At 69.4% G+C, this 14,278-nt stretch carries 13 protein-coding genes; 10 read left to right on the top strand and 3 right to left on the bottom strand.

Annotated features, from left to right (window positions below; genetic code table 11):
- The first annotated feature begins 26 nt into the window (after nt 1-26).
- The 9 genes from ACWDUD_RS06330 (at nt 27) to ACWDUD_RS06290 (ending at nt 9,795) form a co-directional block, all read left to right on the top strand.
- A complete protein-coding gene (locus ACWDUD_RS06330) occupies nt 27-803 on the top strand; it encodes an HAD family hydrolase (RefSeq protein WP_450108822.1) in 777 nt (258 codons plus the stop codon).
- 71 nt (nt 804-874) lie between these two features.
- Nucleotides 875-2,203: a TerD family protein gene (locus ACWDUD_RS06325; protein ID WP_450108720.1), complete on the top strand. Its 1,329-nt coding sequence runs from the start codon at nt 875-877 to the stop codon at nt 2,201-2,203.
- A gap of 3 nt (nt 2,204-2,206) precedes the next feature.
- Nucleotides 2,207-3,718 (top strand): TerD family protein, encoded by a 1,512-nt coding sequence (locus tag ACWDUD_RS06320; protein ID WP_450108719.1) that lies wholly within the window; start codon nt 2,207-2,209, stop codon nt 3,716-3,718.
- Nucleotides 3,719-3,806: 88 nt separating this feature from the next.
- A complete protein-coding gene (locus ACWDUD_RS06315) occupies nt 3,807-5,420 on the top strand; it encodes an AMP-binding protein (protein WP_450108718.1) in 1,614 nt (537 codons plus the stop codon).
- A complete protein-coding gene (locus ACWDUD_RS06310; protein WP_450108717.1) occupies nt 5,417-6,478 on the top strand; it encodes an MBL fold metallo-hydrolase in 1,062 nt (353 codons plus the stop codon). Before ACWDUD_RS06315 ends, ACWDUD_RS06310 begins: the two co-directional genes overlap by 4 nt.
- A gap of 1 nt (nt 6,479) precedes the next feature.
- Complete coding sequence (locus ACWDUD_RS06305) at nt 6,480-7,241, top strand: crotonase/enoyl-CoA hydratase family protein (protein WP_197251068.1); 762 nt, start codon at nt 6,480-6,482, stop codon at nt 7,239-7,241.
- On the top strand, nt 7,238-8,017 hold the full coding sequence (locus ACWDUD_RS06300) for an enoyl-CoA hydratase/isomerase family protein (protein WP_450108716.1): 780 nt from the start codon (nt 7,238-7,240) through the stop codon (nt 8,015-8,017). Before ACWDUD_RS06305 ends, ACWDUD_RS06300 begins: the two co-directional genes overlap by 4 nt.
- 17 nt (nt 8,018-8,034) lie before the next feature.
- Nucleotides 8,035-8,910 (top strand): LysR family transcriptional regulator, encoded by an 876-nt coding sequence (locus tag ACWDUD_RS06295; RefSeq protein ID WP_450108715.1) that lies wholly within the window; start codon nt 8,035-8,037, stop codon nt 8,908-8,910.
- Nucleotides 8,911-8,916: 6 nt separating this feature from the next.
- Nucleotides 8,917-9,795, top strand: a complete 879-nt coding sequence (locus tag ACWDUD_RS06290; protein WP_197251066.1) for a LysR family transcriptional regulator — start codon at nt 8,917-8,919, stop codon at nt 9,793-9,795.
- A gap of 19 nt (nt 9,796-9,814) precedes the next feature.
- Here the strand turns inward: ACWDUD_RS06290 and ACWDUD_RS06285 are convergent, their stop codons facing one another.
- Both ACWDUD_RS06285 and fabG read right to left on the bottom strand, forming a co-directional pair.
- A complete protein-coding gene (locus ACWDUD_RS06285; RefSeq protein ID WP_450108714.1) occupies nt 9,815-11,026 on the bottom strand; it encodes an acetyl-CoA C-acetyltransferase in 1,212 nt (403 codons plus the stop codon).
- A gap of 43 nt (nt 11,027-11,069) precedes the next feature.
- Entirely contained in the window at nt 11,070-11,810 is a 741-nt protein-coding gene (gene fabG / locus ACWDUD_RS06280; RefSeq protein ID WP_197251682.1) for a 3-oxoacyl-ACP reductase FabG, read from the bottom strand.
- Nucleotides 11,811-12,012: 202 nt separating this feature from the next.
- On the opposite strand from fabG, the gene ACWDUD_RS06275 reads away from it, so the two are divergent.
- Nucleotides 12,013-13,209 carry an acyl-CoA dehydrogenase family protein gene (locus ACWDUD_RS06275; protein WP_197251683.1) on the top strand — a complete coding sequence of 399 codons (1,197 nt, stop codon included), beginning with the start codon at nt 12,013-12,015 and terminating at the stop codon, nt 13,207-13,209.
- Between the two features lie 225 nt (nt 13,210-13,434).
- Here ACWDUD_RS06275 and ACWDUD_RS06270 read toward each other — a convergent pair whose 3' ends face one another.
- Nucleotides 13,435-14,256, bottom strand: coding sequence for a methyltransferase domain-containing protein (locus ACWDUD_RS06270; protein WP_450108713.1), 822 nt, complete (start codon nt 14,254-14,256; stop codon nt 13,435-13,437).
- Nucleotides 14,257-14,278: the final 22 nt, after the last annotated feature.

Genomic DNA, 14,278 nt, shown 5'->3' with positions numbered 1-14,278 from the left:
GCACCCTGATCTATTCGCGGGCGGCGATGACGCGGGCCCAGTTCGACCGCGACGATCTGCTGTGCGTCGAGTACCACAAGGGCGCCCCGCTGTCGTACCTGACGGAAACGTCCGCGCTGCGCTTGCGGGAACTGAGCACGACCGCACAACTCGTCCCGACGACGACCCGCACCCCGGCGCAGTTCCGGCGCATCGCGCTGCCGGGCGGGCCGTGGCGGTACGCGATCACCAGCAACGGTGGCGCGATCCTCGTCGACGGCGAACCGGACCCCGCCTGGCGCGAAGGGCTCGACCGCGCGGTGCGGGCCGGCGGCGCCGGGCTCGACGAGGTGCTCACCGCGCTGCGGGCGCGTATCTCACCGGACTGGGTGCGCAAGCTGCGGATCGCCGACGACCTGTTCTGCTATCTCGTCGTCGACGTGGACGCGCAGCCCGCAGACTTCCTCGTCGAGTGGGACGAGTGGTGCCGCGCGCACGGCTGGGGTGCGTCCCAGCAGGGCCGGAAGATCTACACCGTCCCCGACAGCGTGTGCAAGAGCCACGCGGTCGCCGAGGTGCACCGTCGGCTCGTGGGCGACGGGGTGCTCAGCGAGGACTCGCCGGTGTTCGCCGCGGGCGACGGCGCACTCGACGCCCCGATGCTCGAGGCGGCCGACGCCGCGATCCGTCCGTGTCACGGGGAACTCGAGGCGCTGAACTGGCAGCATCCGACCGTCGCCGTCACCGAGGAGTCGGGTGTCTCCGCGGGCGAGGAGATCCTCGCCTGGTTTGCCGGTTCCACCCGGATCCCGTCCGGTTCGTAGAGTGGGACCGAACTCGACCGATCCCAACCGAGTGCCGCCTTCGGCACGCCTATCCAGTGAGGACGATTGACGTGACCACTTCGCTCGCCAAGGGCCAGAACGGCTCGATCACCGCCTCCGACGTGGTCGTCTCGCTCGAGCTGACCACTCCGGCCGACCTGTCTGCTCTGCTGGTGAAGGCCGACGGCAAGGTCCGGTCGGACGCCGACTTCGTGTTCTTCAACCAGCCCTCCGGTCCGGGCGTGCGTCTGGTTCCCGGTGCTCCGGGGCAGGCGGCGTCCCTGGCGGTGTCGCTCGGTGCGGTCCCCGCCGACATCGAACAGGTCCGTGCCGTGATCACCCTCGACGACGCGTCGAGCACCTTCGGGCAGTTCGCGCCGCCCACCGCGCGGGTCTCCGACGCCACCGGCGCGGTGCTGTACGAGTACCGGATCGAGGGCCTGAGCAGCGAATCGATCGTCATCGCTCTCGAGCTGTACCGCCGCCAGGGTGCGTGGAAGGTCCGGGCCGTGGGGCAGGGCTACGCCGGTGGTTTCGCCGCGCTGGTCACCGACCACGGGGTGTCGGTCGACGATGCACCCGCCGCCCCGGCCCCGGCACCGCAGCCCGCCCAGCCGGCACCGCAGCCCGCAGCATCTCAGCCCGCAGCACCCCAGCCCGCAGCACCCCAGCCCTATGCCCAGCCGACGGCGCCCCAGCCGCAGTACTCGCAGCCCCAGTACACGCAGGCGGCACCTCCCCAACCCTACGGGCAGCCCACGCCCGCCCCGCAGGCCCCCGCGCCGGCCGCTCCGCCCGCCGAGGTGAGTCTCACCAAGAACCGCCCGGTCAGCCTGGTCAAGGGCCAGAAGGTGACCTTGCGCAAGGAGGGCGGCGTCGCGCTGACGTTCCTGCGCATGGGCCTCGGATGGGATCCGGTCGAGAAGCGCGGCCTGTTCGGCAACCGCTCGGTGGACGTCGACCTCGACGCCTCGGCGGTCCTGTTCGCCGACCACAACATCGTCGACGTCGCGTACTACGGACAGTTGACGTCGAAGGACGGATCCATCCAGCACCAGGGCGACAACCTCACCGGTGAGGGCGCCGGTGACGACGAGGTCGTACTCGTCGACCTGACGCGGATCCCGCCGCACGTCAACACCGTGATGTTCATCGTCACCTCGTACAAGGGCCACACGTTCGAGCAGGTCAGGAACGCGTTCTGCCGCCTCGTGGACGGCACCACCAACGCCGAGCTGGCCCGCTACACGCTGCAGGGCGGCATGCCGTTCACCGGCATGGTGATGGCGAAGGTGTACCGGCAGGGACCGGAGTGGAAGCTGCAGGCGATCGGCGAGGGCATCCAGGCCAAGCATCCGGGTGAGGCCGCGCCGCAACTCGGCCGGTTCCTGGCGACGTAACCGATGGCCGTCGAGTTCCGGGCGGGGCAGAACGCCCCGCTCGCGGCGCCGTCGGTCCGCTTCACGGCGACCGCGTCGGTCCCGGTGGATCTGTGTGCCCTCGTCGTCGACGCCCACCTGCAGGTGGCGTCGTCGCAGGACGTCGTGTTCTACAACCAGCCGCAGACCGCGGGTGTCCGGCTCGACGGTGACGCACTCGTCGTCGAACCGGGGCGGTTGCGGCCGGACGCCGACAGGGTGCTGTGTGCCCTCGGCACCGAGCAGGCCACCCCGGTGGACACCACCCTCACCGATACTGCGGGCACACCGCTGGCGACGTTCCGCATCGAACCGGTCGCCGGAGAGACGTCGCTGCTGTGCTGGGAGATCTACCGGCGCGGCGGCGACTGGAAGATCCGCGCGCTCGGGCAGGGCTATGCGGGTGGCCTGGCCGAGTTGTTCACCGCGCACGGCGTCGAGGTCGACGATCCCGAGCCGGCCACCCCGCCCGCGCCGCAGGAAGTGCCGCCCCTCGAAACCGGGGCGACGTGCGTTCGGATGTGGCAGATCTTCGAGGACGCCTCCCGGTCGGCCGCGGCATACGTCTCGGCGCACGAGTACGCGCATCACCGGCTGGACGAGGAACTGTCCGCCGCGGTCGCCGATCCCTCGGCCCGCACCGGTGACGCCGCCGAGCAGGCCCGGGCCCGGGCGCATCGGCGCTGTGACGAGCTGATCGCCGCGGCCGAGGTCCGCTACACCGACGATTCCGAGCAGCTGATCTCCGAGCTGGCTGCGCTCGAAGGGGCGCTGCCGGCGGCCCTCGCCTCGTGGGATGCACCCGTGTGGCGGCGGCCGGGTGAGGTCGCGGACGGCGTGCGGATCGGCGAGGTCACGGCACCCGACCGCGGACCGTTGCGGGTGCCGTTCTGTGTCCCCGTGCCGCTGGGGCGGCCGTTGTGGGTGGACGGTGACGCCGAGGCCGCGGCCCCGGTGGCGTCGGCGCTCGCGCTCCGGTTGCTCGCATCGCGGCCGGGTTCCCTCCTCCACGTCGTCGATCCGGCGGGTGCGATGCGGCAGCTCACCGACCTCGCCGGCTCGCTCCTGGCCGGTCCGCCGGTCCACGAGGTCGCGGGTGTCCGTGCGAAGCTGAAGGGTCTCGCCGACGCCGCGGACCTGGATGCGCTGGCCGCGTCCGCGGGCGACGCGCACCACCCCGAACCGCGGGTGCTGGTGGTCTCCGGTCTTCCACACGGATACGGCAGCGACGACCTCCTGCACCTGGTCCGCCTGGCGCAACTCGCTGCCGCACAACAGATTTCGCTTGTCATGACGGGCACGGAGGACGAGGGCGTCGACAGCCCGGCGTATCGGATCCTCGCCGAGGCCGCCCAGCACGTCCCCTCGGACGAAGGCCGATTCGTCGACCCGTGGACCCGGACCGACTGGCAGTTCGTGTCCGACACCGGGCCGTCGGATCCGGAACGGATCCGGGCCGTGGTGCGGTCGCTGGAATGTCGCCGGCAAGAGATATAGGTCTTCCCTAACGGTTCGTGCGGCGCCCCGTCTTTGTGGTCGAGGCCACCGTGATGGTCGACTGGGCTGTGCGGGCCCGGCCGGGTTCGTGACAAATCACGGGGATCGGGAGCTTCCTTTGTCAGGTGGACTGCTGTCGAGTGGGCTGCATCTTCCCAATCGCATTCGGCACTTCGCGGCCGAGCGCCCGAACCGTCCCGCGTTGACCGCCGGCGGGACGACCCTGACGTACCGCGAGTTCGACGAGTACACGAACAAGGTCGGCTCGGCACTCGCCGCGATCGGGTCCGCGTCGAGGCGCGTCGGAGCGCTGCTGCGCATGAGCCTGCCCGGCGCTGCCATGTTCGTCGGGTGCACGAAGGCCGGCCTGGTGTTCACCCCGCTGAACTGGCGGCTGACGCCGGACGAGGCCGCCGCCATCGCCGAGGACGCACAGCTGGGCATCCTCGTGGTCGACGCCGACTTCGCCGACGCCGCCCGAGCGGTCGCGCGCGTGCTGCCCGACGTGCGCATCGTCGTCGTCGGTGACCCCTCGGTCGTTCCGGGCGCACAGTCCTGGGAGCAGTTCGTCGAATCCGGCGACGGAATCGACCCCGGTTTCGGCGACGACCCGGAGTGCGAAGCACTGCAGCTCTACACCTCCGGCACGACCGGTCGCCCCAAAGGCGTTGTGTCCGTGCATCGCAATCTCTACAACGTGCCCGAGAACTTCGAGCTCTACGAGTTCGCCGAGGACTCGGTTTCGCTGAATGCGCTGCCGCTGTTCCACATCGCGGGCGCCGGATGGATGAGCACGAGCCTGTCCGCGGGGCTGCACCTGGTACTGCTCGGCGAGATGCGCCCGGCGCTGGTCGCCGCGGCGATCTCCGACTACGGCGTCACCCACGCGTTCCTCGTCCCGTCCGCGATCGGCATGTTGCTCGAGATGCCGAATCTCGCGGACTACGACCTGTCGAGCCTGCACCTCGTCGCGTACGGCGCATCCCCGATCACGCCGGCACAGCTCGCCCGCGCGATGGACACCCTGGGTTGCCGGTTCGTCCAGCGCTACGGGATGACCGAAACCACCGGTGCGCTCACCGCCCTGCGCGCCGACGACCACGATCCGCACGGTCCCCGCTCCTACCTGCTGCGTTCGGCCGGTACCGCGCTGCCCGGGGTCGACGTGCAGATCCGGGACATCACGACGGGGGAGATCCTGCCGATCGGAGCGACCGGTGAGATCGTCTGCCGCTCGCGCAACAACACCGTCGGATACTGGCGGCGGGACGCCGAGAACGCCGAACTGTTCACCGAGGACGGCTTTCTGCGTACCGGGGACGCCGGCCACCTCGACGAGCACGGCTATCTGTTCGTCACCGACCGCGTGAAGGACATGATCATCACCGGCGGGGAGAACGTGTACCCGATCGAGGTCGAATCCGTTCTGGCCGAACATCCTTCGGTTGCGGAGGTCGCCGTCGTCGGCCTGCCCGACGACAAGTGGGGCGAGGCCGTCACCGCGGTCGTCCGCCTCGTCGAGGGCGCCCCCGTCCCCACCGAGGCGGAACTGCTGCAGTTCACCGTCGAACGCCTCGCCTCCTACAAGAAGCCGCAGCACATCCATTTCGTGCCGGAACTGCCGCGGAACGCGAGCGGCAAGATCCTCAAGCGCACCCTGCGCAGCACCTTGGGTACGCGCGTCCCCGGAGCGCAACCATGAGCGTCACCGACGACATCGGCGTGCTGCAGCGCGAGGCGTGGGCCGCCGGAATCCTCCCGCCCGTCGAGCAGGTCCGGGACGGCCTGTGGTCGATTCCCGTTCCCATGCCCCGCAATCCGCTGCGGTACGTCCTCGTCTACGCCTTCGCGATCGACGACGGTCTCGCCCTCGTCGATGTCGGCATGGACACCGAGGAATCGTGGAACGCCCTGGTCGACGGCATCGCCGAAACCGGTCACCACATCTCCGACGTCCGCTATGCCGCGATCACCCATCTGCATCCGGATCATTTCGGTCTGGCTCCGCGCCTGCGCGAGACGACCGGCGCCGCCCTCGCGATGCACGCCGCCGAGGCCACGGCACTCGGGCACTTCACCCCGCACGATGTCGCTGCGGAAGTCGAAGCGTGGCGGGTGGACATGACCGAACTCGGCGCACCTGACGAGGTCGCCGAAGCACCGCGCTTCGAGATCGTCCGGTTCCCGGCCGGTGAGTCCGCCGACGTCGTGCTGTCCGGCGGGGACCGGCTCGACCTGCCCGGATGGAACATCGAAGCGGTCTGGACGCCGGGCCACACCCCAGGTCACCTGGCGTTCCTGGACCGCGACCACGATCTGCTGTTCAGCGGCGACCACATGCTGCCGCGGATCAGCCCGAACATCTCGTCCGGTCCCGGCGAGCTGGAGAATCCGCTCCACCGCTACCTGCTGTCGCTGCACGCGACCACCGCGCTGCCGGAATGCGAGGTGCTGCCCGCCCACGAGTACCGGTTCCGCGGTGTCGCCGACCGCGCGCGCCGGCTGATGGCACACCACGACGAGCGGCTCGACGAGATCCGTTCGGCCGTCGACGCGCACCCGGAATCCACCGCGTGGGAGGTCACCACGCGCATCACGTGGTCGCGACCGGTCGACGTGATGTCCCCCCGCCTGCGGCGTCTCGCCGTCCGGGAAACGCAGGCGCACCTCATCGTTCTCGCCGACCGCGGTGAGATCCGTTCCGACGGCGGTGTTCCCGCACGATGGTCACTCGTCCGCACAGACACGAAGGAAATCTGACATGAGCGTTGTCCTGACCGAATTCTCCGACGGTGTAGCCGTTTTCACGCTGAACCGGCCCGAAGCGAAGAACGCCGTCGACCTGGAGGTCTCGAAGGCGCTCGCCGCCGCGATCGACGAGTTCGAAGCTCGCCCGGACCTGACCATCGGCATCCTCACCGGTGCCGGCGGAACATTCTGCGCCGGAATGGATCTGAAGGCGTTCGCTCGCGGTGAGCGTCCGTCGATCCCGGGTCGCGGTTTCGGTGGTCTCACCGAGGCACCCCCGACCAAGCCGCTGATCGCTGCCGTCGAGGGGTGGGCGCTGGCCGGTGGCTGCGAGCTCGCCCTGTCCGCCGACCTGATCGTCGCCTCCCGTGAGGCGAAGTTCGGAATCCCCGAGGTCAAGCGCGGTCTGGCGGCCGCCGCGGGTGGCCTGCTGCGCCTGCCGAAGATCCTCCCCTACCCGCTGGCCATGGAGATGGCGATCACCGGCGATCCGCTCACGGCAGAGGTCGCCCACCAGCACGGCCTCGTCAACCGACTCACCGAACCGGGCGAGGCCCTGGCCGTGGCGAAGGAACTCGCCGCGCGCGTCGCCGCGAACGGACCGCTCGCCGTGCGCGCCACCAAGCAGGTCGTGGCGATGTCCGCCAATTACACCGACCCCGACGCGTTCGTCGCGCAGCGCAAGTTCATCGAGCCGGTCTTCGCCTCCGCCGACGCCCAGGAAGGTGCCCGCGCGTTCGCCGAGAAGCGTGCACCCGTCTGGAAGGGCGAGTGAGTTTGCCCGGCATCGCGGTGGAGCGGGACGGCGCGGTCGCGACCGTCGCGCTCCACCGTCCCGATCGCAAGAACGCGATGACGCTCGACTCGTGGACCGCGCTGCGGGATGCCTTCCACGAGCTTCAGCGCGACGACTCGGTGAGGGCGGTCGTCCTCACCGGCGCGGGCGGCAACTTCTGCAGCGGCGCCGACATGGACCGGCGCGACAGCATGCATCCCCTCGAGCGCATGCGGGAGGTCAATTCGGCGGCACTGGCGGTCGCGGAGTTCTCGAAACCGGTGATCGCGTCGGTCGAGGGCTATGCGGTCGGCGCCGGCTGGAACCTGGCGTTGCTGTGCGATGTCGTCGTGGCGTCCCGTACCGCGAAGTTCAGCCAGATCTTCGCTCGGCGCGGCATGTCCGTGGACTTCGGCGGCTCCTGGATCCTGCCGCGCCTCGTCGGCCTGCACCAGGCGAAGCGGCTGGTCATGCTCGCCGACATCGTGGACGCCGAGGAGGCGTTCGCGCTCGGGCTGGTGACAGAGCTGGTCGAACCCGCCGACCTCGGTACCCGAACGATCGAGCTGGCCGTCCGGCTGGCCGAGGCGCCGCCCGTCGCGGTGAGTCTGTCGGCACGTCTGCTGGAGGAAGGCTCGACGTCGACGCTCCGCGAAGCCCTCGACAACGAGGCCCGATCCCAGGCCGTAAACCTCGCGACCGACGCGCCCGGCGCGATCCGCGCGTTCGTCGAGAAGCGTCCTCCGGCGTTCACCGGTAACTGGCAGGTTACGTGATCGCATAGGATAGCCGCGTGGACCTGCATCTCGTGACCTACTTCGTCGCTGTCGTCGACCACGGTGGGATCACGAAAGCCGCGCAGTCCCTCTACATCTCGCAACCGTCGCTGTCCCAGGCGATCCGCACGCTCGAGCGCCGCCTGGGCACGACGCTGTTCGACCGCACCGGTCGCCGCCTGACACTGACCGACGAGGGTAGATCCTTCGAGGTCGCCGCACGCCGCATCCTCGCCGACGTGGACCGCGCGAAGAGCAAGGTCGCCGCGGTCCGCGAACTCGCCGCCGGCCGCATCGAGATCGTCACCTATTCGGCGTTCTCCATCCACCCCGTCATCGAGCTGGTGCGTCGCTTCCGCAGCCGCTATCCCGGCATCCTCGTGCGGGTCGTCGCCACCGACGGCCCGGCCGGCGTGCACACCGCGCTGCGGCGCGGGGAGGCGGAGATCGGTGTGACCGACCTGTCCGTCGAACACGCGGGCATGATCACCGTGCCGGTGGTCGAGCAGGAACTGGTGCTCGCGGTACCGCCGAACCTCGCCGACGGCCTCCCGAATCCGGTGCCTCGTTCGCTGCTCCCCTCGATCCCCCTGGTCGTCGACCTCACGAACCGGACCGACGCGATGCAGTCGGGGGAACTCACCGACGGCAAGGACCTCGACATCGCGGTCGACTGTGCGCATCCCTCGGCCACCTGGGAACTGGTGATGCGGGGAACCGGCGCGACGATCGCTCCCCGGCAGGTCGCCGAAGCACAGATGCCCACGGCCGAAGTGCGGTCGCTCGATCCGCCGATGTCGCGGCCGGTGGGCCTCGTGCTGCGCGCCGGGGAACCGTCACCGGCGGCCGCCGCGTTCGTCGCGATCGCCACCAACGGGACGACGGGAGCGTAGTCGCACATGGAATTCCGACAGGTCGAATACTTCCTCGCCGTGGTGGAGAACGACGGCATCAACGGTGCTGCGGCCGCGCTCGGCGTCGCACAGCCGACGGTCTCGCAGGCGCTGCGCAGCCTCGAACGCGAACTCGGCGTGCAGTTGTTCCACCGGATCGGACGCGGGATGGTGCTCACCGCGGCCGGGCACAGCCTCATCGGCCCGAGCCGCCAGATCCTGCGCGATGTGGGAGGCGTGGAAGACCTGTTCACGTCGCTGGAAGGGGAGATCACCGGCCGTCTCGACATGGCGGTGTTCCCGGCGCTGGCGATCGACCCGCTCGTCGATCTCGTCGCCCAGTTCCGCAAGGCCCACCCGAAGGTGGCGGTCCGGTTCGGGGAGTTCCGCGCCGAGGAGACCGCCGCCTCGCTCATCCGGGACGGTCACTGCGAGTTCGTGGTGTCCCACCTCCCGATCGAAGGGGGCTACGGACTCGAGGTGATCGAGCTCGGCGAGCAGGAGTACTGGCTCGCGTATCCCCCGGGCACCGACCTTCCGGAAGGCCCCGTGCCGCTCGCCGCCATGCCGGACATTCCGATGGTGCTGGTTCCCCGCGGCGGCGGCGCGATGGGTGACAGCATCGACTCCGCGATGCGGCGGGCCGGTGTGCGTCTCGACGTCGGCGTGGTGACCGATCATCGCGAGGCCCGGCTGCCGATGGTGCTGGCCGGTCTCGGTGGTTCGCTCGTCGAACGGCAACTCGCGGAATCCGCGCAGGACCACGCGGTGGTGCGGCCCTGCGACCCCACGTTCACCCGCGCGTTCGGGCTCGTGTTCGATCCCGATTCGTTGTCGGCGGTGGGTCAGGCGTTCGTCGACCTGGTGCGGTCGGCGAACGCCTGACCCGGCTGCCTGCGTCGGATCAGGCCACGCGCTCGAAGATCGCGGCCAGGCCCTGCCCGCCGCCGATGCACATGGTCTCGAGCGCGTAGCGGCCGTCGCGGCGGTGCAGCTCACGCGCGAGGGTCGCGAGCATGCGCCCACCGGTCGCGCCGACCGGGTGGCCCAGCGAGATGCCGGAACCGTGGATGTTGGTGCGCTCGAAGTCCGACTCGGTGAACTTCCACTCGCGGGTGCAGGCGAGCGCCTGGGCCGCGAAGGCCTCGTTCAGCTCGATCACGTCGACGTCGGCGAGGGTGATGCCCGCCTTCGCGAGCGCCTTCTCGGTCGCCGGGACCGGGCCGATGCCCATGATCTTCGGTGCGACGCCGGCCAGACCCCACGAGACGATCCGCACCAGCGGGGTCAGCCCCAGCTCGGCGGCCTTCTCCGGGGTGGTGACGATCGCCATCGACGCGGCGTCGTTCTGGCCGCTGGCGTTGCCGGCGGTGACGGTCGCCTCGGGGTCCTGCTTGCCCATGATCGGCTTGAGCGCGGCGAGCGACTCGAGGCTGATGTCGGCGCGCGGGTGCTCGTCGGTGTCGATGACCTGGTCGCCCTTGCGGCTGGTCACGGTCACCGGGACGATCTCCTCGGCGAGGATCCCGTTCTTCTGGGCGGCGACGGCCCGCAGGTGCGAGTTCAGGGCGAGCTCGTCCTGCTCGGCGCGGGAGATCGAGTACTCGCGGCGCAGGTTCTCCGCGGTCTCGATCATGCCGCCGGGCACCGGGTAGAACTTGCCGCCGGCCGTCTCGCGAGCACGGACCAGACCGTCGTGCATCCGCACACCGGTGCGGGCGCCGCCCCAGCGCATGTCGACGGAGTAGAACGCGGCGTTGGACATCGACTCGGCGCCACCGGCGACCACGACGTCGTTGTCGCCGTTGCCCACCTGGAGCGCGGCCTGGATCACGGCCTGCAGACCCGACCCGCAGCGGCGGTCGATGTGCATGCCCGGCACGGTGATCGGCAGTCCGGCGTCGAGCGCGACGACGCGACCGATCGCGGGGGCCTCGCTGTTGCCGTTGCAGTGGCCGAGGATGACGTCCTCGATCGCGTCCGGTGCGATCCCGGTCCGGTCGAGCAGACCCTTCAGCGCCGCAACGCCGAGGTCGACTGCGGTGAGGGACTTGAACATTCCGCCGTAGCGGCCGATCGGGGTACGAACCGGTTCGCAGATGACTACGTCGCGCATGATGACCTTTCGAGAGGGAGATGGATGGCGTCGCGGGACGCGATCACATGAAGCGGCCGCCGGTGACCTCGAGGACCGTGCCGGTCATGTAGGAGGACATGTCGGACGCGAGGAACAGTGCGACGGAAGCGATTTCGTCGACCTCACCCGGGCGGCCCATCGGGATCTCGCTCATCTTCTGGTCCCATGCCTTCTGCGGCATGGCCTCGGTCATCGCGGACCGGATCAGGCCGGGCTGGATCGCGTTGACACGCACGCCGTGGTGCGCCATCTCCTTGGCGGCGGCCTTGGTCAGGCCGACGATGCCGGCCTTCGCGGCCGAGTAGTTGGTCTGGCCGACCATGCCGACCTTGCCGGACAGCGACGAGATGTTCACGATCGCACCGCGCTTGGCTTCACGCATGATCGCCGACGCCTTGCGGGTGCCGTGCCAGGTGCCCTTCAGGTGCACCGCGATCACCAGGTCGAAGTCCTCTTCGGTCATCGTCCGCATCGTCGCGTCGCGGGTGATGCCGGCGTTGTTGACGACGACGTCGAGCGAACCGAATCCGTCGACGGCCTCGGCGAGGAGCGTGTCCCAGTCGGAGGACTCGACGACGTTCGCCTTCACGGCACGCGCGACGTCACGGCCACCGAGCTTCTCGGCCGCGGCGGTCGCGGCATCGAGGTCGAGGTCGCCGATGACGACCTTGGCTCCCTGCTCGACGAAGGACTGGGCGATCGCGAAACCGATGCCCTGGGCCCCACCGGTGATGACGGCAGTACGGTTCTCCAGCAAAGACATGCGAATCCTTTCGGCATGCGACCTTCCGAGAGGATCGGTGGAAGGCACACGAGCGGCAGGTGCGGACAGTCCGCACGAGTTGATGATCCGAATATAACGGCGGAACCGTGCCGTCGACCCCGTCGGAACCATCGACAGTGCCTATGTGGAGATACCCCATTCGTATTGGACAGGCCGCCCGGAACGATCGATGGTTGTTGCCATGACCACTTCGTCGACAGCCACCAAGTCCGTTCCGGCCCCCGAGGTCGACGACGACGACTTCCAGGAGATCCTCGCGCAGACGCGTGCCTTCGTGCGCAATGTGGTGGTGCCCCGTGAACAGGAGATCGCCGACACCAACGCGATCCCGGACGACATCCGCCAGGCGGCCAAGGACATGGGCCTGTTCGGATACGCGATCCCCCAGGCGTGGGGCGGCCTCGGCCTGAACCTGCAGCAGGACGCGGAACTGGCCATGGAACTCGGCTACACCACTCTGTCGCTGCGCTCGATGTTCGGCACCAACAACGGCATCGCCGGGCAGGTCCTCGTCAACTTCGGTACCGACGAGCAGAAGGCACAGTGGCTCGAGGGCATCGCCTCCGGCGAGGTCGTCGCGTCGTTCGCGCTCACCGAGCCCGGCGCCGGGTCCAACCCGTCGGGCCTGCGCACCAAGGCCGTGCGCGACGGTGACGACTGGGTGATCAACGGCGAGAAGCGTTTCATCACCAACGCGCCGCTGGCGAACCTGTTCGTCGTGTTCGCCCGCACCCGTCCGGCCGACGAGAACGGCACCGGCATCGCGGTGTTCCTCGTGCCCGCGGACACTCCGGGTGTGCAGGTCGGCAACAAGGACGCCAAGATGGGCCAGGAAGGCGCCTGGACCGCGGACGTCGCGTTCACCGATGTGCGCGTGCCGAACTCCGCGCTCGTCGGCGGCAGCGAGGACGTCGGCTACAAGGCCGCGATGGTCTCGCTCGCCCGCGGTCGCGTGCACATCGCCGCGCTCTCCGTCGGTCAGGCGCAGCGCGCGCTCGACGAGTCGGTTGCCTACGCGGCCACCGCAACCCAGGGCGGCACCCCGATCGGCAACTTCCAGCTGGTGCAGGCGATGATCGCCGATCAGCAGACCGGAGTGATGGCCGGTCGCGCGCTCGTCCGCGACGCCGCGAAGGCGTGGGTCGAGGAGACCGACCGCCGCATCGCTCCGTCGGTGGCGAAGCTGTTCTGCACCGAAATGGTCGGCAAGGTCGCCGATCTCGCGGTGCAGATCCACGGCGGCACCGGCTACATGCGCGAGGTTCCGGTCGAGCGCATCTACCGCGACGTGCGTCTGCTGCGCCTGTACGAGGGCACCAGCGAGATCCAGCGCCTGATCATCGGCGGCGGGCTCGTCAAGCAGGCCCAGCGAGGCTGAATTCTGCTGTAACAGAACAACACACAGCCCCGGCGCTGTCCGCTCACGCGGATGGCGCCGGGGCTGTGTCGTGTAGGGAAGGTTCGTCTCCGGTGACATGAGAGTCCACCGAGAGGGAGGTTGTGTGCGATATTCCCGAGGATTTCGCGCACAACCTCCCGCTCGGTTCACCGGCGCCGGTCACCGGGCAGGTGCGCTGGAGTTAACGATCTGCTAGAGAGAGCGTCAGGCGGCCTTCTTGCGGGCGACGACCTCGATCGCGACGAGATGGTTGCGGTACTTGGTGAACGTGGACCGCATCTGCAGTACCCGGGCGCGAGCGTCCGAGTCGCGCAGCACATTCGAAACGAACTTCAGCGTGCCGAGCAGGCCCTCGTCGGCGACGATCCGGGACGGGTCCAGCAGCTTCATGGGGGCGAAGCCGACGACGTCGACCTCGAAGCCCGCCTCGACGAGCAAGTCCTTCCACTCCTGCGCGGTCAGCGGGCGGGCGTTGACCTTGATGGAACGGGCCAGCGCCCTGCGGATCTCGGTCTTGACCTCGTCGTCGACGTTGTCCGGTTCGATCGCGAGTTCGTGGATGACGTAGCGGCCGCCGTCGCGCAGCACGCGATGCGCCTCGGCGGCGATCTCCGCCTTGTGCTTGTCGGTCTGCATGGTCAGCATGGCCTCGCCGACGACGACGTCGGCCGAGGCATCGTCGAGGCCGGTTTCTGCGGCGTCACCGGACACGACCGTGCCGTTGCCGGCGATCGCGCGGCGCGTGAGATCGGCTGCCTTCGGGTCGGATTCGATGCCGACGTAGCTCTTCGGTCCGGCGGCGACGATGTCCTGAGCGGTGCGGCCGAGACCGGGAGCGAGCTCGACGACGTCGGCGCGGGCGAGTTTCGCGTCGGCGAGCATCCGCTCGGTCAGCTCCTTGCCGCCCGGGCGCAGAACGCGCTTGCCCAGACGTGCGAGCAGCCAGTGGCCCGGCACGTGCGCGGCGTCGCGTTCGGCGAGGGGGAGTTCTCCCGAGGATCCTGCGGTGCTCTTGTCGTCGCTCATGTCGTCCTCAAATCAGCTAAGG

This window comes from Rhodococcus sp. NPDC003382, assembly GCF_053589135.1.
The sequence above is the reverse complement of the archived record's forward strand: the minus strand, read 5'-3'. Positions and strand labels throughout refer to the sequence as shown.

What these genes read in the sequence shown, in the direction of transcription:
- ACWDUD_RS06320 (WP_450108719.1), top strand. Translation starts at nt 2,207, where the DNA reads ATGGCCGTCGAGTTCCGGGCGGGGCAGAACGCCCCGCTCGCGGCGCCG.
- ACWDUD_RS06310 (WP_450108717.1), top strand. Translation starts at nt 5,417, where the DNA reads ATGAGCGTCACCGACGACATCGGCGTGCTGCAGCGCGAGGCGTGGGCC.
- ACWDUD_RS06270 (WP_450108713.1), bottom strand. Translation starts at nt 14,256, where the DNA reads ATGAGCGACGACAAGAGCACCGCAGGATCCTCGGGAGAACTCCCCCTC.
- ACWDUD_RS06285 (WP_450108714.1), bottom strand. Translation starts at nt 11,026, where the DNA reads ATGCGCGACGTAGTCATCTGCGAACCGGTTCGTACCCCGATCGGCCGC.
- ACWDUD_RS06330 (WP_450108822.1), top strand. Translation starts at nt 27, where the DNA reads ATGACGCGGGCCCAGTTCGACCGCGACGATCTGCTGTGCGTCGAGTAC.
- ACWDUD_RS06305 (WP_197251068.1), top strand. Translation starts at nt 6,480, where the DNA reads ATGAGCGTTGTCCTGACCGAATTCTCCGACGGTGTAGCCGTTTTCACG.
- ACWDUD_RS06290 (WP_197251066.1), top strand. Translation starts at nt 8,917, where the DNA reads ATGGAATTCCGACAGGTCGAATACTTCCTCGCCGTGGTGGAGAACGAC.
- ACWDUD_RS06275 (WP_197251683.1), top strand. Translation starts at nt 12,013, where the DNA reads ATGACCACTTCGTCGACAGCCACCAAGTCCGTTCCGGCCCCCGAGGTC.
- fabG (WP_197251682.1), bottom strand. Translation starts at nt 11,810, where the DNA reads ATGTCTTTGCTGGAGAACCGTACTGCCGTCATCACCGGTGGGGCCCAG.